Source organism: Streptococcus oralis (assembly GCF_021497945.1).
Classification (GTDB): Bacteria; Bacillota; Bacilli; order Lactobacillales; family Streptococcaceae; genus Streptococcus; species Streptococcus oralis_BR.
Genome location: NZ_CP046524.1, coordinates 1,489,149 through 1,508,585, shown reverse-complemented (window position 1 = coordinate 1,508,585; position 19,437 = coordinate 1,489,149). Strand labels below are relative to the sequence as shown.

The 19,437-nt window shown below is 43.9% G+C and carries 16 protein-coding genes; 13 read left to right on the top strand and 3 right to left on the bottom strand.

Annotated elements, in window-relative coordinates:
* From fmt to GOM47_RS07595, 8 genes are all read left to right on the top strand, one after another.
* Positions 1-936 (top strand): methionyl-tRNA formyltransferase, encoded by a 936-nt coding sequence (gene fmt, locus GOM47_RS07630; protein ID WP_000163667.1) that lies wholly within the window; start codon positions 1-3, stop codon positions 934-936.
* Complete coding sequence (rsmB, locus tag GOM47_RS07625) at positions 929-2,242, top strand: 16S rRNA (cytosine(967)-C(5))-methyltransferase RsmB (protein WP_235080411.1); 1,314 nt, start codon at positions 929-931, stop codon at positions 2,240-2,242. The genes fmt and rsmB overlap by 8 nt, the downstream gene beginning before the upstream one ends.
* A gap of 15 nt (positions 2,243-2,257) precedes the next feature.
* Positions 2,258-2,998 (top strand): Stp1/IreP family PP2C-type Ser/Thr phosphatase, encoded by a 741-nt coding sequence (locus tag GOM47_RS07620; protein ID WP_235080410.1) that lies wholly within the window; start codon positions 2,258-2,260, stop codon positions 2,996-2,998.
* Positions 2,995-4,878: a Stk1 family PASTA domain-containing Ser/Thr kinase gene (gene pknB / locus GOM47_RS07615; protein ID WP_235080409.1), complete on the top strand. Its 1,884-nt coding sequence runs from the start codon at positions 2,995-2,997 to the stop codon at positions 4,876-4,878. The genes GOM47_RS07620 and pknB overlap by 4 nt, the downstream gene beginning before the upstream one ends.
* Positions 4,879-4,965: 87 nt before the next feature.
* Positions 4,966-5,724 (top strand): threonine/serine exporter family protein, encoded by a 759-nt coding sequence (locus tag GOM47_RS07610; protein ID WP_000344542.1) that lies wholly within the window; start codon positions 4,966-4,968, stop codon positions 5,722-5,724.
* A gap of 1 nt (position 5,725) precedes the next feature.
* Positions 5,726-6,181 carry a threonine/serine exporter family protein gene (locus GOM47_RS07605; RefSeq protein ID WP_235080408.1) on the top strand — a complete coding sequence of 152 codons (456 nt, stop codon included), beginning with the start codon at positions 5,726-5,728 and terminating at the stop codon, positions 6,179-6,181.
* Positions 6,182-6,299: 118 nt separating this feature from the next.
* Positions 6,300-7,472 (top strand): hydroxymethylglutaryl-CoA synthase, encoded by a 1,173-nt coding sequence (locus tag GOM47_RS07600; protein ID WP_235080407.1) that lies wholly within the window; start codon positions 6,300-6,302, stop codon positions 7,470-7,472.
* Positions 7,472-8,746 (top strand): hydroxymethylglutaryl-CoA reductase, degradative, encoded by a 1,275-nt coding sequence (locus tag GOM47_RS07595; RefSeq protein ID WP_235080406.1) that lies wholly within the window; start codon positions 7,472-7,474, stop codon positions 8,744-8,746. The genes GOM47_RS07600 and GOM47_RS07595 overlap by 1 nt, the downstream gene beginning before the upstream one ends.
* A 35-nt stretch (positions 8,747-8,781) precedes the next feature.
* Here GOM47_RS07595 and GOM47_RS07590 read toward each other — a convergent pair whose 3' ends face one another.
* The gene (locus GOM47_RS07590) at positions 8,782-9,747 is read right to left on the bottom strand and encodes a LacI family DNA-binding transcriptional regulator (protein ID WP_235080405.1); all 966 of its coding nucleotides are present in this window, start codon (positions 9,745-9,747) and stop codon (positions 8,782-8,784) included.
* Positions 9,728-11,182 carry a sucrose-6-phosphate hydrolase gene (locus tag GOM47_RS07585; RefSeq protein WP_235080404.1) on the bottom strand — a complete coding sequence of 485 codons (1,455 nt, stop codon included), beginning with the start codon at positions 11,180-11,182 and terminating at the stop codon, positions 9,728-9,730. The genes GOM47_RS07590 and GOM47_RS07585 overlap by 20 nt, the downstream gene beginning before the upstream one ends.
* 380 nt (positions 11,183-11,562) lie before the next feature.
* Between GOM47_RS07585 and GOM47_RS07580 the strand changes: the two genes are divergently transcribed.
* Both GOM47_RS07580 and scrK read left to right on the top strand, forming a co-directional pair.
* On the top strand, positions 11,563-13,449 hold the full coding sequence (locus GOM47_RS07580; RefSeq protein ID WP_235080403.1) for a sucrose-specific PTS transporter subunit IIBC: 1,887 nt from the start codon (positions 11,563-11,565) through the stop codon (positions 13,447-13,449).
* A gap of 148 nt (positions 13,450-13,597) precedes the next feature.
* Complete coding sequence (gene scrK / locus GOM47_RS07575; RefSeq protein ID WP_235080402.1) at positions 13,598-14,485, top strand: fructokinase ScrK; 888 nt, start codon at positions 13,598-13,600, stop codon at positions 14,483-14,485.
* Between the two features lie 46 nt (positions 14,486-14,531).
* On the opposite strand, the gene GOM47_RS07570 is transcribed toward scrK, so the two are convergent.
* Complete coding sequence (locus tag GOM47_RS07570) at positions 14,532-15,149, bottom strand: TVP38/TMEM64 family protein (protein WP_235080401.1); 618 nt, start codon at positions 15,147-15,149, stop codon at positions 14,532-14,534.
* A gap of 135 nt (positions 15,150-15,284) precedes the next feature.
* Between GOM47_RS07570 and GOM47_RS07565 the strand changes: the two genes are divergently transcribed.
* The 3 genes from GOM47_RS07565 (at position 15,285) to GOM47_RS07555 (ending at position 19,337) form a co-directional block, all read left to right on the top strand.
* Positions 15,285-17,918, top strand: a complete 2,634-nt coding sequence (locus GOM47_RS07565) for a DEAD/DEAH box helicase family protein (RefSeq protein ID WP_235080400.1) — start codon at positions 15,285-15,287, stop codon at positions 17,916-17,918.
* A 416-nt stretch (positions 17,919-18,334) separates the two neighbouring features.
* A complete protein-coding gene (locus GOM47_RS07560) occupies positions 18,335-18,550 on the top strand; it encodes a hypothetical protein (RefSeq protein ID WP_235080399.1) in 216 nt (71 codons plus the stop codon).
* Between the two features lie 25 nt (positions 18,551-18,575).
* Positions 18,576-19,337: a DUF6261 family protein gene (locus GOM47_RS07555; RefSeq protein WP_235080398.1), complete on the top strand. Its 762-nt coding sequence runs from the start codon at positions 18,576-18,578 to the stop codon at positions 19,335-19,337.
* The last annotated feature ends 100 nt before the right edge of the window (positions 19,338-19,437 follow it).

The following is a 19,437-nucleotide window of genomic DNA, read 5'->3' as shown; positions in this document are numbered from 1 at the left end:
ATGACAAAACTAATCTTTATGGGAACACCTGATTTTTCAGCGACAGTTTTGAAGGGTTTGTTATCAGATGATCGTTACGAGATTCTAGCTGTTGTGACCCAGCCAGACCGCGCTGTCGGCCGTAAAAAAGTGGTCCAAGAAACCCCAGTCAAGCAGGCTGCTAAAGAAGCAGGCCTTCCTATCTACCAACCAGAAAAATTATCTGGAAGCCCAGAGCTGGAAGCTATTATGAATTTAGGAGCAGATGGGATTGTGACCGCTGCTTTTGGGCAGTTTCTCCCAAGTAAACTTCTTGATAGCATGGACTTTGCGGTTAACGTTCACGCTTCCCTTCTTCCCAAACACCGTGGTGGCGCTCCCATTCATTATGCCTTGATTCAAGGAGATGAGGAAGCTGGTGTGACCATTATGGAAATGGTTAAAGAAATGGATGCAGGAGATATGATTTCCCGTCGCAGTATTCCCATCACAGATGAGGACAATGTTGGTACCTTGTTTGAAAAATTGGCGATTGTTGGTCGTGATTTGCTTTTGGATACGCTACCTGGCTACCTAACAGGAGAAATCCAACCTGAACCACAGGATCCTAGTCAAGTCACTTTCTCGCCAAATATCAAGCCAGAAGAAGAGAAACTGGATTGGACTAAAACCAATCGCCAACTTTTCAACCAAATCCGTGGGATGAATCCGTGGCCTGTTGCTCATACTTTCCTTAAGGGCGACCGCTTTAAGATTTATGAAGCCCTGCCAGTAAAAGGTCAGGGAGCTCCAGGTGAGATCCTCTCAATTGGTAAAAAGGAATTGATCGTCGCAACGGCTGAAGGAGCTCTATCTCTCAAACAAGTGCAGCCAGCAGGCAAGCCTAAGATGGACATCGCTTCCTTCCTCAACGGAGTTGGTCGTACTTTGACTGTAGGAGAACGATTTGGTGACTAAAGTAGAATCGGCTAGAAGTCTAGCTCTAGCAGTGCTAGAGGATGTTTTGATGAACCAAGCATATTCCAATATTGCTTTAAACAAACACCTCAAGGGGAGTCAACTCTCAGCAGCAGACAAGGGCTTGGTGACAGAGATTGTCTATGGAACGGTAGCCCGTAAACTGACTCTGGGATGGTACCTGTCCCACTTTATCGAAGACCGGGATAAGCTAGATAACTGGCTCTATATCCTGCTCCTTCTTAGCGCCTACCAACTTCGGTATCTGGATAAGATTCCTAATCACGCTGTAGTCAATGAAGCGGTAGAACTAGCCAAAGCGCGTAAAAAAGGCAGTGAAAAATTGGTCAACGCAGTCCTTCGTCGTATTTTGCGAGAAGGTTGGCCGGATGTTGACAGCATCAAACGCAAAAATAAGCGTGATTCCATTGCCTATTCTCTCCCAGTTTGGCTAGTGTCTAAGCTCAAGGAAGAATACGGTGAAGAGCGAGCACAAGCCATCTTTGAAAGTCTCTTGGTGCGAAACAAGGCCAGTATTCGGGTGACCGACTTGAGCCGAAAAGAGGAAATCAAAGCTTTGTTAGAGGCGGCTGATTCCCCTTTGACGGCCACTGGTCTGGTCAAGGAGCAAGGCTACTTTGTAGGACATGATTTGTTTACAGAAGGGGCTATAACCATCCAAGACGAGTCCAGTCAATTGGTTGCTCCGACTCTTGATTTACAAGGTGATGAACAGGTCCTGGATGCCTGTGCGGCTCCGGGCGGTAAAACAGCCCATATGGCCTCTTACCTCACATCTGGTAAGGTGACAGCTTTGGACTTGTATGACCATAAGTTGGACTTAATCCAAGAAAATGCCCAGCGTCTGGGTGTGGCAGATCGGGTTCAAACACAAAAATTGGATGCCAGAAAAGTACATGAGTTTTTTGGGAAGGATTCGTTTGATAAGATTTTAGTAGATGCTCCTTGTTCTGGAATTGGTCTTTTGCGCCGCAAACCAGATATCAAATACAATAAAGAAACGGCGGATTTCGCATCATTACAGCAAATTCAGCTGGAAATACTAGGTAGTGTTTGTCAAACCTTACGAAAAGGTGGTATAATAACGTATAGTACCTGCACTATCGTCTCAGAGGAGAACTTTCACGTCGTTGAGGCATTTTTAGAAAGTCACCCCGAGTTTGAGCAGGTTAAACTAGAACACGAATGCAAGGATATTTTGAAGGACGGCTGTATCTTGATCACTCCTGAATTGTACGGAAGTGACGGATTCTTTATAAGCCAATTCCGCAAGATGTCTGATTAGGAAGGAACTGACACAATGGAAATAGCATTATTAACAGATGTTGGTCAGAAACGAACAAATAACCAAGACTATGTCAATCACTTTGTCAACCGAGCAGGGCGCACCATGATCCTCTTGGCTGATGGGATGGGAGGACACCGTGCAGGCAATATCGCTAGTGAGATGGCGGTAACAGACCTGGGCGTGGCTTGGGTTGATACCCAAATCGACACCGTCAATGAGGTCCGTGAATGGTTTGCCCACTATCTGGAACTTGAAAATCAAAAAATTCATCAGATGGGGAAAGACGAAGCCTATAAGGGGATGGGAACAACACTTGAAGCAGTAGCCATTATTGGAAATCAAGCTATTTATGCCCATATTGGTGATTCTCGTATTGGTTTGATCCGTGGTGAAGATTATCGCCAGCTCACAAGTGATCATTCTTTGGTTAATGCTCTGCTAAAGGCTGGCCAGCTAACTCCAGAGGAGGCAGAAATTCATCCGCAGAAAAATATCATTACCCAATCCATTGGGCAAAAAGATGAAATTCAACCAGATTTTGGCATGGTTAGCCTAGAGTCAGGAGATTACCTCTTGCTCAACAGTGACGGCTTGACCAATATGATCTCAGGAAGCGATATCTACGATATTGTAACAAGTGATATTTCCTTGGCAGACAAGGCGGCAACTTTGATTCGTTTTGCCAACAATGCAGGTGGTTTAGACAATATCACGGTTGCCCTTGTTCACATGAATGAGGAGGAAGAAGAATGATCCAGATCGGCAAGATTTTTGCCGGACGATATCGGATTGTCAAACAGATTGGTCGAGGAGGCATGGCGGATGTTTACTTGGCCAAGGATTTGATCCTAGACGGGGAAGAAGTGGCGGTTAAGGTTCTGAGGACTAACTATCAGACAGATCCGATTGCTGTGGCACGTTTTCAACGTGAAGCGAGAGCCATGGCGGATCTGGATCATCCCCATATCGTTCGGATAACAGATATCGGTGAGGAAGACGGTCAGCAGTATCTAGCTATGGAGTATGTGGCAGGGCTTGACCTCAAACGTTATATCAAAGAACACTCCCCTCTCTCAAATGAAGAAGCCGTCCGTATTATGGGACAGATTCTCTTGGCGATGCGTCTGGCGCATACGAGAGGGATTATCCACCGAGATTTGAAACCTCAAAATATCCTATTGACACCAGATGGAACTGCCAAAGTTACAGACTTTGGGATTGCCGTGGCTTTTGCAGAGACCAGTCTGACACAGACCAACTCCATGCTCGGTTCAGTCCACTATCTCTCACCTGAGCAGGCCCGTGGTTCCAAGGCAACTGTGCAGAGTGACATCTATGCTATGGGGATTATTTTCTATGAAATGTTGACTGGACATATCCCTTATGATGGGGATAGTGCAGTGACTATTGCCCTCCAGCATTTCCAAAAACCACTTCCATCTGTTATTGCTGAGAATCCAGCAGTACCACAAGCTTTGGAAAATGTCGTTATCAAGGCAACGGCCAAGAAATTGACAGATCGCTATCAGTCTGTATCAGAAATGTATGTGGACTTGTCAAGTTGTTTGTCTCACAATCGTAGGAGAGAACCAAAGCTAGTCTTTGATGAGGCAAGCAAGGTTGATACCAAGACCTTGCCTAAAGTTCCACAAAGCACTCTAACCTCTATTCCGAAGGCTAAGCCACAATTAGAGCGACCTCAATCAAAACAGCAGACTCAGCAGGTGGTAGATGAAGCACCAGTACCAAAACCAGCGAAAAAACGGAAGTTTAAAGCTCGCTACATGATTTTACTGGCCAGTGCCTTGCTAGTTGCAGCCTCTTTGATTTGGATCTTCTCCCGAACTCCAGCGAATATTGCTATTCCAAATGTATCGGGACAGACAGTTGCTGAAGCTAAAGAAGCCCTTAAAAAAGCCAATTTTGAAGTAGGTGAAGAAAAGACAGAGGCCAGCGACACAGTAGCTGAAGGTCGCATTATTCGAACAGACCCAGAAGCTGGAAGCAGTCGAAAAGAAGGAAGCAAAGTAAATCTAATCGTTTCATCAGGTAAGCAATCCTTCCAACTAAGTAACTATGTAGGACGTAAGTCCTCGGATGTTGTCGCAGAGCTCAAAGAGAAAAAGGTTCCAGAAAATCTTATCAAGATCGAGGAAGAGGAATCTAGCGAAAGCGATCCAGGAACAGTCATTAGGCAAACCCCAGCTGCAGGAAGTACTTACGACCTAACAAAGGCAACAAGTATTGTATTGACAGTTGCTAAGAAGGTGACCAGCGTTTCGATGCCAAGTTACATTGGTTCAAGTCTCGAGTTTACAAAGAATAACTTGACTCAGATTGTTGGTGTAAAAGAGGCTAATATTGAGGTTGTTGAAGTATCGACAGCTCCTGAAGGAACAGCAGAGGGCACGGTTGTAGATCAAACACCAAAAGCTGGAGAAAAGGTAGATCTCAATAAAACACGTGTTAAGATTTCTATTTATAAACCAAAACCACTTCCTTCTTCATCAAGTTCGTCTCAACACGGAAATTCAGGAACAGACACGACGCCTTCACAGAGTAACAATCAAGGTAGCAACCCTACAACGGATTCTTCAGATGGCAGTAGAACGTCAAGCAATGAACGAAATTAACCCAATCTTTGTCATGATTTCATGACAAAGATTTTTTTTCACAAGATTTTGTGATAAAATATAGGGAGTAGAAAAAAGGAGGAGAAAATGGACGAATCGAGAGAGTTGAATGCCGTCATTGATGTGATTATGCTAGCAGGAACCATTCTCCTGAAAAGTGGCTCAGAGATTCATCGGGTTGAGGATACTATGATCCGTATTGCCCATTCGCAAGGAATAATGGATTGCAATGTTCTTGCCATGCCCGCAGCTATTTTCTTTTCTATTGAAAACACCAATATTTCTCGGATGAAACGAGTGACCTCATCCTCTTATAACATTGAAAAAGTTTGCGATGTCAACCAAGTATCACGGGAGCTTGTCGGAGGGCAGATTGATCTCTCGACAGCCTTTAAAAAGCTGAAAGAAATTGGCAATCAAGCCCTTCCTTATACCAAGTTCCAAGTGACCGTAGCAGCGACCCTCAGTGCCCCTTTCTTCTCGATTATGTTTGGGGGCAATGTTTATGACGCTTTTGGCGCAGCTATTGCGACCTTATTTGGATTTGCCTTCTCTCTCTACGTAGAGAAGTTTGTCCGCATTCCTTTTGTAACGGCCTTTGCGGGTGCCTTTGTTTTCGGATTGATCGCCCAGTTCTGGGCCCGCTATACAGGATTTCCTTCGACAGCAGACCTGATCATAGCAGGAGCCGTCATGCCCTTTGTTCCAGGGATTGCTCTGACAAATGCGGTACGGGATATCATGACCAACCATATCAACTCTGGTATGAGCAAGATGTTTGAATCTTTGCTCATTACCCTCGCTTTAGGGGCTGGCACCTCTGTCGCCCTGGTTTTGATGACTTAAGATGACTCTAACAAGTATTTTGCTCCAAGCAGTGGCGAGTTTGCTCGCCATTATAAACTTTCTAATCGTACTGAATGTTCAACGCTCCATGCTCCTACCTGGTGGTATTTTGGGAATGGGTGTTTGGCTCCTCTATCTCGTACTCAAAGAACCAACCAATGTTATTGTTGCGACCTTTATTGTGGCGGTGATTGGTTCTTGTATCAGCCAGATTTTAAGTATTCTCTATAAGACACCAGCAGTGGTCTTTGTCTTGGCCATTCTTGCCCCCTTGGTGCCAGGTTATCTATCCTATCGGACGACAGCTTTCTTTGTGACAGGCGATTACAGTCATGCCCTTGCCAGTGCGACTTTGGTGGTTATGTTGGCTCTCGTTATTTCTATTGGAATGGCAAGTGGAACGGTGATTTTAAAGCTCTATTACTACATCCGAAAACAGCGAGGAATATCCTCCTGATGCTGTCAAAGCAAAGACTTGATTTGGTGAATCAAGTCTTTTTTCTCCCTTTTGCTCCTATTTGTGATAAAATAGAATGAAACGATTTTTTACAATGAATGAAAAAACAGAGGTAAATATGACAATCGGTATTGATAAGATTGGTTTTGCGACCAGTCAATATGTCTTGAAATTACAAGACATAGCAGAAGCGAGGGGAGTTGACCCCGAAAAATTTAGCAAGGGACTCTTGTTAAATGAAATTAGTATTGCGCCACTGACTGAGGACATTGTTACCTTGGCAGCTAGTGCAAGCAACTCTATTTTAACAGACAAAGAAAAAGAAGAAATCGACATGGTCATCGTGGCGACCGAGTCAGGGATTGACCAGAGTAAGGCGGCGGCAGTCTTTGTTCATGGTCTATTAGGCATTCAGCCTTTCGCCCGTAGCTTTGAAATCAAAGAAGCTTGCTATGGAGCAACAGCTGCCCTCCATTATGCCAAGTTGCATGTGGAAAATTCTCCAGAGTCCAAGGTTTTGGTCATTGCTAGTGATATTGCCAAGTATGGTGTCGGAACTCCAGGTGAACCAACTCAGGGTGCTGGAAGTGTGGCGATGTTGATCACTCAAAATCCGCGCATTATGGCCTTTAACAATGATAACGTTGCCCAAACGCGCGACATCATGGATTTCTGGCGTCCGAACTACTCAAGCACTCCTTATGTAAACGGCATGTACTCGACCCAACAGTATCTTGATTGCCTGACAACGACTTGGGATGAATACAAGAAGCGCTACGATTGGACTATGGGTGACTTTGCGGCCATTTGTTTCCACTTGCCTTATCCCAAATTAGCCCTAAAAGGCTTGCGCAAGATGATGGACAAAACTTTGTCTAAAGAAAAACAGGATAGTTTGCAAGAAAACTTTGATAAGTCCATCCTCTACAGTCAGATGATTGGGAATATCTATACAGGTTCCCTCTTCCTCGGCCTCCTCTCCCTTTTGGAAAATGCAGAGACTTTGAAGGCTGGAGATAAAATTGTCCTCTATAGCTATGGAAGTGGAGCGGTTTCAGAGTTCTTTAGTGGAGAACTGGTTGAAGGTTATGAAGCTTACCTTGATAAGGATCGCTTGAGCAAACTCAAGCAACGTACAGCATTGTCTGTTGCAGACTATGAAAAAGTCTTCTTTGAAGAGGTGCAGTTGGATGAATCTGGTTCAGCCCAGTTTGCAGGTTTTGAAAATCAAGACTATGCCTTGGTTGAAATTGTCAACCACCAACGCCGTTATAGCAAGGTTGAAAAATAATGAAGATAAGTTGGAATGGATTTTCTAAAAAATCATACTATGAGCGCCTGGAGTTGTTGCGAGCTCAGGCGCTCCTTAGTCCTGAAAAGCAAACGAGTCTCGAGCAGGATGAACAAGTCAGCTTGGCAGTTGCAGACCAGCTGAGTGAGAATGTAGTGGGTACTTTTTCTCTGCCTTATTCCATCATTCCAGAGCTTTTGGTGAACGGTCAGGACTACACAGTTCCCTATGTGACAGAAGAACCGTCCGTGGTTGCTGCGGCGAGCTATGCAAGTAAAATCATCAAGCGAGCAGGTGGCTTTACTGCTCAAGTACATGGGCGCCAGATGATCGGTCAGGTGGCCCTTTATCAAGTTGCTAATCCAGATCTAGCGCAAGAGAAGATTGCCAGCAAGAAAGCAGAGCTCTTGGAACTTGCCAATCAAGCCTATCCTTCTATCGTCAAACGTGGTGGCGGGGCGCGTGATTTGCATGTAGAGCAGATCAAAGGTGAAACAGACTTTCTCGTTGTTTATCTCCATGTCGATACTCAGGAAGCTATGGGAGCCAATATGCTCAACACCATGCTGGAAGCCTTGAAACCAGTCTTAGAAGAACTCAGTCAAGGGCAGAGCCTTATGGGAATTTTGTCCAACTACGCGACAGATTCTCTAGTGACAGCAAGCTGTCGTATTGCCTTTCGCTACTTGAACCCTCAAAAGGATCAAGGACGAGAAATTGCGGAGAAAATAGTCTTGGCTAGCCAGTTTGCGCAGGTTGATCCCTACCGAGCGGCTACTCATAATAAAGGGATTTTTAACGGTATTGATGCGATTTTGATTGCCACTGGTAATGACTGGCGTGCCATCGAAGCCGGGGCCCATGCCTTTGCCAGTCGAGACGGTCGCTATCAAGGCCTCAGCCGTTGGAGTATAGATAAGGACACAGAAGAATTGGTCGGTGAGATGACACTACCCATGCCGGTAGCGACCAAGGGTGGCTCAATCGGACTCAACCCACGTGTAGCCCTCAGTCATGAACTACTGGGAAATCCTTCAGCTAAGGAATTAGCTCAGATTATCGTGTCCATCGGTCTTGCCCAAAACTTTGCGGCCCTCAAAGCCTTAGTAAGTACGGGCATCCAGCAAGGCCACATGAAATTGCAGGCCAAATCCCTAGCTCTTCTAGCAGGTGCTAGTGAGTCTGAAGTTGCTCCCCTAGTTGAGCGACTCATCGCAGATAAAACCTTTAACTTAGAGACAGCTCAGCGCTATCTAGAAAATTTAAGATCATAAAAAACTCAGACGAATTGGTCTGAGTTTTCTTGTGTTTAAATACTTTTTCCGGGTAATAGGGTGACTGGTAAGAAGTAACCGGTTGTCGCGACCTCTTTACCTTCAATCTTCTGTAAGAGGAGATCGACAGTGAGTTGGGCAATCTCTTTCATAGGCTGCTTAATCGTTGTCAAGTAAGGGTAGTAGTTCTCGATAAAGTAGGTCCCATCATAGCCGATGACCTTGAGCTCCTCAGGAACAGAGATGCCTAGCTCTTGAGCGATTTTAATGACCAGAATAGCTGTCAAATCATCCGAAGCAAAGATGGCATCTGGTTTCTGATGGGTCAAGATATTCTTGATTTCCATTTCTTTCCTGACGGGCGAAAAGTCACTCGAAACATTGATAATAGGTGCTTTAGGGAGAACAGAGGCAAAGCCAGCATGGCGAAGTCCAGTAGGCGAGTTGGAATTGTCATTTCCTGTAATCATGATGATAGACTGGGCGCCTGTCTTGACCAGAGTTTGAGCTGCGAGGACCCCGCCACCGTAGTTATCAGAGGAGACGACAGGGATGTCTGGTGATAGATTTCGGTCAAAGGAAATAATCGGTGCTGTCACACGATTGTAGTCCTCGATTCCTAGATTATGACTTCCAGAAATGATACCGTCGACCTGATTGGCCTCTAGCATTTCGATGTATTCCCGTTCCTTCTCAGAGTCATGCTCGCTGTTACAGATGATGGTCTTGTAGCCATTTTTGAAGAGTTGGTGTTCCAACTTATCAATCAATTCTGCGTAGAAAACATTGGAAATATTGGGGAAAATCAAGCCGATTAACTTAGCCGATTTCCCTTGAAGACTACGAGCCAGGTTGTTGGGTTTATAGCCCAATTCTCGCATGGCCTCATTGACTTTTTGAATGGTTTTCTCAGATAGGTAACCCTTTTTATTGATAACTCGAGAAACAGTAGTAGGGCTGACGCCTGCAAGTTTTGCGACATCAGTTAGTTTTGCGACCATAATCTAATTCATAGTAAGTTCCGGTTGGATTTCCAGATTTGATCAGGATACCATTTTGATCGGCATGAGGAAAGACACGACCAGAAAATACTTTTTCTCCTTTATTGATGAAAATTTCAAAGACTGACTTGTCGATGAATATAGTGGCAGTAGTAGCTTGGTTATTGATAGGGCAAGAACGAGCCGTACCAAATTCTTGGGCATACTGTTCACCAGCCTGACTACGATCCACTGTCACCTCTCCATTGACAAGGTCAAAGTTGATTGAAAGTCCCTTGCCTTCTTTATCAGCAAGTAAGACAATCTCGCTCTGACTATTGGCTTCTAAGTTTAGTTCGATTTCGTAGGTGTTATTGGTTTGAGTACGATTTGAGAAGATCTCTTCAGAAGAACGAAGTTCTTTGACGGCTGAGACAGGATATTGGTAGAGTTTGCCATCTTTGATAGTGAGTTCTTTGACCAATGAGAAGGTTCCTTGGTGGTCAAAACGGTCAGATGGGTAAGAAACATCTGGTAACCCAAGCCAACTTACTGCCAATGCACGTCCATCTGGAGTGTTAAATGCTTGAGTTGCATAGGCTTCAAAACCATAGTCTAGATTTTGCAATGGAGATACATCTACCATTTTGGCATTTTCAGGATCAAAGGAAGCCCCGATTTTGTACATGTTTGGATAGATATTGTCATAGTCTAGAACACTCTTATCCAATCCTTGTGGGCAGTAGAGAAGGACAGGTTGCTCCCCTACAAAGACCAAGTTTGGACATTCCATCATGTAGGCAGTGCGGTCGTTAGCAAATTCAAGGTCGTCAACCGCTTGCCAGTTTGTGTAGTCGTTGTCCACAGCCTTGTAGAGACGGACGAAGCCTTTTTTCTCCAAGTCCTGTCCACCGACGATAGCATAATATTGGCCCTTGAAGTTAAAAATTTGTGGATCGCGGAAGTGGTCAGTAGAGTCTGCTGGCTGGTCAATCAAGATCTTGTCAATCTTTGTAATCTTGCCATCCTTATCCATCAAAGCACCAACCTGGTAAGGGTGACGAATCCAGTTTTCATCACGGACATTTCCTGTATAAAATAGGAACAAGTTATCGCCAAACTGCATGGCAGAACCAGAGTAGGCACCGTGGCTATCCAATGGAGTATCTGGCAAAACTTTGACTCCAGTTTCTGTGAAGTGTACTAGATCATCACTTTCAAGCTGCACCCAAGACTTCAACCCATGGGCTGCACCAAAGGGGAAGTTCTGGTAAAAGAGAATCCATTTGCCATCAAAATAAGAAAAGCCATTTGGATCATTGAGAAGCCCTGTTTTAGGCTCGACATGGTAACGAGTATGCCAAGGAGATTGTGCCATCTTTTCCTTGATTTGCTTGATTTCATCATTAGACCAATCTTCATAGCGTCTATAACGGCGCTCAGTTGTCCATTCCATTTTATCTTTCCTCCATAAGTTCTATTCTATTATTAATAGTAAACGTTTTCGACAAAAAAAGCAAGTCTTTTATGTTAAAAAAGAGAAAAATATGTCAAACGATTACCAGAAATCAAGCAAAGGAAATTTGACAAATTTTCACGAAAAAATGAAAGAAAATGTAAATAAAAAGCTTTGAACCCTCTAACATAAGGATATTTTTTTGAGGAAAAAGAAAATATCCCTCAAAAACGAGCAAGAATAATCAGGAGTAAAAGAAAGAAAATAAAAAATTCTGCAAAACGCTTGACATATTTTAGAAACATGATAAAATAATAGTCGTAGGGCGAATAAAATCGCTTTCAAACAAGAACAAAATTTTTATAAGGAGATTTTTGCAAATGAACAATCAGGATATTGCAAAAAAAGTCATCGAAGCCCTTGGCGGACGTGAAAATGTCAACAGTGTTGCCCACTGTGCGACTCGTCTACGTGTCATGGTCAAAGATGAAGGGAAAATCAATAAGGAAGTGATTGAGAACTTGGATAAAGTTCAAGGAGCTTTCTTTAACTCAGGTCAATACCAAATCATCTTTGGTACTGGTACAGTAAACAAGATGTACGACGAAGTGGTTGCACTCGGTTTACCAACATCTTCTAAAGAAGACATGAAAGCAGAAGCTGCTAAACAAGGAAATTGGTTCCAACGTGCTATCCGTACTTTCGGTGACGTTTTCGTGCCAATCATCCCAGTTATCGTAGCAACTGGTCTCTTCATGGGTGTTCGTGGTCTCTTGAATGCTCTTGGAATGACACTTCCAGAAGATGTTACCATTTACAGCCAAATCCTCACAGATACAGCCTTCATCATCTTGCCAGGTTTGGTTGTATGGTCAACCTTCCGCGTATTTGGTGGAAATCCAGCCGTTGGTATCGTCCTTGGTATGATGCTGGTTTCTGGTTCACTTCCAAACGCTTGGGCAGTAGCATCAGGTGGTGAAGTAACAGCTATGAACTTCTTTGGCTTCATTCCTGTTGTTGGTTTGCAAGGTTCTGTTCTTCCGGCCTTCATTATCGGGGTGGTCGGAGCCAAGTTTGAAAAAGCACTTCGCAAAGTGGTTCCAGATGTCTTGGATCTCTTGGTGACACCGTTCGTGACACTTTTGGTCATGTCTATCCTTGGACTCTTTGTCATCGGACCAGTCTTCCACGTGGTTGAAAACTATATCCTTTTCGGAACAAAAGCGATTCTTGGCTTGCCATTTGGCCTTGGTGGTTTGGTCATCGGTGGGGTTCACCAATTGATCGTCGTTTCAGGTGTGCACCACATCTTCAACTTGCTTGAAGTGCAATTGCTTGCTGCTGACCATGTGAACCCATTTAACGCTATTATCACTGCAGCGATGACAGCTCAAGGGGCTGCAACTGTTGCCGTTGGTGTCAAAACTAAAAATCCTAAACTGAAAACACTTGCTTTCCCAGCTGCTCTTTCTGCCTTCCTCGGTATTACAGAGCCTGCTATCTTCGGGGTAAACTTGCGCTTCCGTAAACCATTCTTCCTTTCATTGATCGCTGGTGCTATCGGTGGTGGATTGGCTTCTATCCTTGGACTTGCTGGTACTGGTAATGGTATCACCATCATCCCTGGTACAATGCTTTACGTTGGTAACGGCCAATTGCTTCAATACCTTCTTATGGTAGCTGTATCATTCGTTCTTGGTTTTGCCCTTACTTACATGTTTGGTTACGAGGACGAAGAAGAAGTTGCTACTGAAGTTGCGACAGAGCGCTTGGCCCAAGAAGAAACAACTGGTAACATCCCAGTAGCTCCTCAAAACGAAACAATCCAAACTCCTATCGTTGGTGACGTGGTTGCTCTTGAGAATGTTAACGACCCAGTCTTTTCAAGTGGTGCAATGGGGCAAGGGATCGCTGTAAAACCAAGCCAAGGTGTGGTTTACGCACCAGCTGATGCAGAAGTATCGATTGCCTTTGCTACAGGACATGCTTACGGTTTGAAGACAGCTAATGGAGCTGAAATCTTGATCCACGTTGGTATCGATACTGTATCTATGAATGGTGAAGGTTTTGAAGCAAAAGTTGCTCAAGGAGATAAGGTCAAAGCAGGTGACGTTCTTGGAACCTTCGACTCAAACAAAATCGCTGCCGCAGGTCTTGACGACACAACAATGGTTATCGTAACCAACACAGCAGACTACGCTTCTGTGACACCAGTCGCAAGCGGTTCAGTTGTTAAGGGTGATGCCGTTATTGAAGTGAAAATCTAATCAATCCTCTCTAAAGTGAAAACGAACAAATGATATGTTTGTTCGTTTTTATTAGATAGTAAGATTTACAGAGGAAAAACTAAAATATAGAGAAAAGTAACTTTTTGAAGTATGCTATAATAAAGAAAATAAAAACAAGAGGTTTATCATGACAAAACTATACGGAAGCTTAGAAGCAGGCGGTACAAAGTTTGTCTGTGCTGTCGGAGATGAAAATTTTAACATTGTAGAAAAAACACAATTTCCTACAACAACTCCTATCGAGACCCTCGATAAAACCATTGAGTTCTTTTCAAAATTCGATAATCTTGCAGGTCTTGCTGTCGGATCGTTTGGCCCTATCGATATCGACAAAAATTCAAAAAACTATGGCTTTATCACAACGACTCCAAAACCTCACTGGGCAAATGTAGACCTACTTGGTGCCCTTCGTCGTGCCCTAAATGTGCCCATGTATTTCACCACAGACGTAAACAGCTCTGCCTATGGTGAAGTGGTTGCTCGTAACAATGCTGGCGGTCGTATCGAAAACTTGGTCTACTACACGATTGGTACAGGGATTGGTGCAGGTGTTATCCAACGCGGTGAGTTTATCGGAGGTGTAGGTCACCCTGAGATGGGTCACTACTATGTGGCCAAACACCCAATGGATATTGAAAAAGAATTCAACGGTGTTTGTCCATTCCACAAAGGCTGTTTGGAAGGCTTTGCGGCTGGACCAAGTCTTGAAGCTCGTACAGGTATTCGTGGTGAAAACATCGAACTTAATAGCTCTGTTTGGGATGTTCAAGCCTACTATATCGCTCAAGCTGCGGTCAATGCTACTGTGACTTTCCGTCCAGATGTGATCGTCTTTGGTGGTGGGGTCATGGCCCAACAACATATGCTTGACCGTGTGCGTGAGAAATTCACAGCTCTTCTCAACGGCTACCTACCAGTACCAGATGTGCGTGACTATATCGTGACTCCAGCAGTCGCAGGAAATGGCTCCGCAACACTTGGAAACTTTGTTCTCGCTAAAAGTGTCGCAAAATAAAACAAACAGAAAATCCGCTTGGGAAACCAAACGGATTTTTCTATTCTCAAAACATCTGCCAAAAGAAATCAATAATATAAGTCAAACCATAAGTATAAACTACTAGGGTAAGGGGTTTGGTCAACACGATGATAATCATATAGCGTTTGAAGGTCATCTTGGTAAGGGCAGCCAGCATACAGAGAAAGTCAGCTGGGCTAACTGGCCAGATCATCATAAAGATAAAGAAACGCTCGAAACGATTGCCTTTATCTAGCCAACCGATGTATTTGTCATAGGTGCGCTTGCTGACGACGGACTGGACAAAGGCAGCCCCATAGAGACGGACGAGGTAAAAGATAATGGCACAGCCAATCACGATGCCGATATAGTTATAGATAGTTCCGATGATGTGGCCGTAAATAAAGACCCCAGCCACTGAGGTCAAAGCTCCCGGAATAATCGGAACAACAGTTTGTAGGATTTGTAAAAAGATAAAGAGTGGTGGCCCCCAAAGCCCAGCTTGCTGAATAAAGTCTGATAGGGTTTCCTTTGACTGTAAAACACCCGCCTGATAGGCCCAAATACAGAAAATCAAGGTGCCGACTCCCCCGACGATAGATGAGATATTGATGACTTGCTGTAGAAGGGGAGAAACAGCTTTCATTTGCTTATGCTGTGACATAGAAACTCCTTATAGATAGTATGGTTCTACTATACCATATTTTTCTTATAAAGACTAATTTGATTCCTTATCTTGCTTTTTATATAAGTGTGGTACAATTAAAGGAGTAAGTCAAGAGATATAATGGTGAAAGAAATGTTAGATTTAAATTTTAAAGGAAGATGGAGAAAATACCAAAAACAGGTCTTGGATCGTTTTCAAGACTATCAAGCTGATAAACATGTTCATCTAGTAGCTGCGCCGGGATCAGGTAAGACCACCATTGGTATCGAGCTAATCGCTCGCTTTGGGAAACCAGCTTTGGTCTTGGTTCCTACGGTCACGATTCGGGAACAATGGGTCGAAAGGATCCAAAAAGCCTTTTTAGAGAACGAACAGAAGATTTCAGATCTCGTTTCCCAAAACTTAAAGGAGATGAAAGCATTAACGATTGTGACCTATCAGGCTTTTCATAGCGCCATGAACCAATTGCAATCACAAGAAGATGGAGAAGCAGAGGATTTTGTGGGGTTTGATTTGCTTGCAAGTCTAAGAGCTCAGAAAGTTGCTACTCTTTGCTTGGATGAATGCCACCACCTGCGCAATGAATGGTGGAAAAGTCTGGAAGCCTTTCGCAAGCAGTATGAACAGCTGCAAGTCATCTCCCTGACAGCGACACCACCTTATGACAGCGAGCCTGAACTATGGGAACGCTATATCCGTATGTGTGGGGAAATTGACCAAGAAATTACGGTACCTGAACTAGTCAAGGAAGACACCCTCTGTCCTCATCAGGATTTTGTTTATATCTGTTCACCAACAGCTGAAGAGTCGGAACACCTCAGGCAGTTTGAAGATAGAAAGTGGGAGTATATCCATCAGCTTTTGGTCAATCCTGACTTTCAAGCTCTAGTGTCAGGTTCAAAGGTACTCAAAGGAGACATTTCATCCGATGTTCTACTAGAAGACCCTAAGTACTTGTCGGCTATTTTGATCTATATGTATTCTCAAGGCTTGACCATTCCTGACTCTTTAGAGAATCTTTTGGGGGCGAAACGTCTGCCTCAGGTGAACTCCTACTGGCTCGAGCTGTTGTTGCAGAGTGTTCTCTATCAAACTCCAGATTGGTATGAGGATCCAGATGGATTTAGGGAAAAGTTAGAATCCGATTTGAAAGCACGGGGGTTGATCGAACAGCGACAGGTTTCTTTAGTCAAGTCCAAGTCTAGAGACAAGCTTTTAAATCAGTCTTTGGGGAAATTGTCTGGTATTGCAGATATTTTTCTGACTGAGTATAAGAGTATGGGACAAGATTTGCGACAACTCGTCTTGGCGGATTATATTCGCAAGGATTTTGCCACCTATCTGGGAGATAATCAGGCAACCATTTCTCAGTTGGGAGTTCTTCCTTATTTTGAAAGCATTCGTCGCAAAGCTCAGGAGCATGAGATATCTGTATCTTTGGCTGTCTTGTCAGGGAGTGTCGTTATTTTGCCTACCGATGTGGTAGCAGAGTTGAAGGAGCTCTTGCCTCAGGTTCCTCTTAGTTTCTCATCTATTGGTCACTTGGATCCAAAAGATTATGTGCAGGTTGGTTTTCCTAGCTCAGCTAAGGGAATCGTAGCGGCAGTGACGGAGCTTTTTCAACGAGGGCAGATTCAAGTCCTGGTCGGAACCAAATCTCTCCTCGGAGAGGGTTGGGATGCTCCTTGTGTTAATTCCCTAATACTCGGAAGCTTTGTGGGGAGCTTTATGCTAAGTAACCAGATGCGTGGCCGTGCCATTCGTATCTGGCCGGGACACCCAGAAAAGACCAGTAACATCTGGCATCTGGTAGCCGTTCAAGCGCAAGCACTTATCACTCTTCCTGGTGAGGGGCCTAGACCAGAGAGCAATCAGGATCTGCAGACCTTGTCGCGACGGATGGAGCATTTTCTTGGCTTGGCCTATAATCAGGAGAGTATTGAGACCGGTTTGGATCGTTTGGATTTTCCCAAGCCCCCCTTTAGGAAAAAGCAAATCAGCGAGTATAATGAGCGAGTTAAGAGTCTCTCCAAGGATCGAGCAGGCTTGCGCAAAAAATGGCAAGATGCTCTCGTAGTGGCAGATCGATTTGAGATTGTCACTGAAGTCGCTACTCAACAACAGAAGATTCCAATCATGCTCCAGTTTGATGCATTAAAATGGGTTCGCATGTCTTTGTTGCTCCTAGCAGTGGATTTATTGCTCTTGTTGTTTAGATTGAGACTGATTAGAGTTTGGTGGCTTACGGCAGCCTGTCTCCTCTTTCTAGCTTTTGCTACATCACGCTATCTCCTCTATAAAAGCCCCTATAGGCGTATGCAATTCCTTGGTGAGCAGATCCGAAAGGCTCTGCTAGATTCGGGGTATCTAACGGACGATCAATCCCGTGTTCATGTAGAGGAGGACAAGGAAAATTATATGGTTTTCGCCTATCTCAAGGGAGGAAGCATGAGGGACAAGGAGCTGTTTGCGCAGACTGTGGGAGAGTTCTTTGCTCCAGTGGACAATCAGCGCTATCTCTTGAAGGCAGAGAAAGTCCGACAAGGTCAGTCACCTTACTATGTCGTTCCTAGTCTTTTTGACAAGCGCAAGGAAGATGCACAGAAATTCCTCGACTTTCTGACGCCAACTATTGGACGTTATCACCTGATCTACACACGAACAGAGGCCGGACGGAAAATCCTTCTTGAAGCTCGTATCCAAGCTCTCTCTAACAAAAACGACCGTATCTTGACTAAGAAGAAGGTTAAAAGCCGATTCGAGTAGGGTAGGTAGCTATTCGAAGTTTCGAAGATATGAATTTTCTAAAGTTTAGATGTATTCTAAGCTGAGAATGATAAGAAATACATAAATTTATGAGTATTCTAAGCTTCGAATAGTCTAGCTGAGAAAGTTTTGAGGTCTTCGAACTTTCGAATAGTCGTCTTTCCTAAAGTTTAGATGTATTCTAAAGCTAGAAAAGTTAAAAGTTGAAAATAGTAAGAGTCTCTATCTGACAGACGGAGTGTATTTCCAGTCAGATAGGGATTTTTTGTTTCTGAAATGGCTGATTTATCCAGTAAAAGCAAGAAATAGACTGAAAAAGTGCTGTTGGGATGATAAAGTAGACAGTTGAGCGGATGAGTGTCCGAAGTTCAGTGCTATTTGTTAGAATTGTCTTATCAACTTAAAGGAGAAATCTGATGAAGGAAGATAAAGAAAATGAGGAGAGTATCCTATCGGTACTTCCTCTATGGGGGCTCCTATTTTTGGTCTTTGTATTGCTTCAAGTCTATGTAGGAAAGGAGAGACCTTTGATTCAACCTGTTAGACAAAGAAGTATTGTAAAAACAGATCAAAAACAGGTCTATCTTCCAGAACTAATCCAGTCTTTATTTGATAAAGAAAAAACTAAATGATTCGTTAAATAGAAAGGTTATCATCATGACAAAAACATTTACCATCCGTCCGCTAAGCTACACCAACTTTACCAACCGCGAGTTTGAAAGTCTCATGGTAGACACGGGTCAACTACTAGAAGTTTTTGCCAAGGCACATAAGGACGAGCCTATGTATGTCAAGCACCTCGATTCCTTCAAGAGCAAGCTAGCAGACTTCCAAAGCCAACTCGCTATCGTAGAAAAGAAAGAGGCGACGAACCTGACCGAAGTCGATCGCAATCGTGACAGTGCCCTAGTCGGTCTCTTTACTCTTCATAGAGGCTTTGCTAAGATCAAGGAAAGCAAACTCAAAGAAGCCCATGAGACCTTGAAACCAGTCTTTGCCAAGTACAAGGATATCACCAAGCATAGCAATGATGTGGAAACGGCAGAAATCAAGAGTCTGCTCAAAACCCTCAGTGAAGAACCCTACCATACGGCCGTTACCAGTCTAGGTTTGACACCTATGCTACAGGCGGTGATCAGTGCGCAGGAAGACTATGATAAGGTGGAAAGTCAGGCGCGTGCGCATAAGTCTGCTAAGGAAGTTGGTAAGACCAGACAAATCCGTACCGAACTAACCAGCATCTACGACCTCTTTATGCGCTATACCGCAGCCAGTGCAGAAGCCTATCCAGAAAAAGAACACCTAACCAAACTCCTCAAGGACCTAAATACAATCCGAGATAGCAAGCGACGATTGACTGGTTCGAACAAGAAGGAGAAAAAAGTAAAAGTAGAAGAAGCAGAACAAGTAGCAGGATAAAGACAACCCCTTAGAAGCAGGTTTCTAAGGGGTGTTTTGTATATAAAAGCTTTATATACTGAGTTAGAATTGATATAATGGTAGGTGTTAGAAGAAAAAT